The 434-nt window shown below is 70.3% G+C and carries 1 pseudogene; it reads right to left on the bottom strand.

Features of this window, described 5'->3' with window-relative positions:
- A pseudogene (locus tag VSR68_RS42585) lies at window positions 1–421 on the bottom strand (hypothetical protein); the annotation flags it as partial.
- Window positions 422–434: the final 13 nt, after the last annotated feature.

The following is a 434-nucleotide window of genomic DNA, read 5'->3' as shown; positions in this document are numbered from 1 at the left end:
AGACGCGGCTGACGAAGTAGATGACGTCGAACTCCCGATTGAGCGTGCGGCTGCGGAACTGCTGCATCGGCATGCTCACGTCGCCGGTGAGCCGGTCGCCAACCTTGATCGTCAGCATCTCCGGCGCTGCCATCCACTTGTCTCCTTCGGGGCCGGCCAGGCGCGCGTAGGTGTAACCGCCGGAGTTCATTGTCTCGACGACCGTACCCGTCACGGTTCCACCGCTCGGGGCCGTCTGGGCGCCGAACTGCGCCTGCGCGGGGCCGCTGGCATGCGCGGGCACGGCCTGCGCGGGCGCTGGTGCCGCGGCCGACAGCGCTGGCGACGCGGACGGCGCCGGCGCGCTGGACGAGCCTCCGCACGCGAGCGAGATGACGGGAGCAAGGACGGCAACCAGGGCGGACGGGCGCACCAACGGCATGATGGTCTACGAT

The organism is Paraburkholderia phymatum (assembly GCF_038900715.1).
Classification (GTDB): Bacteria; Pseudomonadota; Gammaproteobacteria; order Burkholderiales; family Burkholderiaceae; genus Paraburkholderia; species Paraburkholderia phymatum_A.
This window is presented reverse-complemented; position numbering and strand designations above follow the sequence as displayed.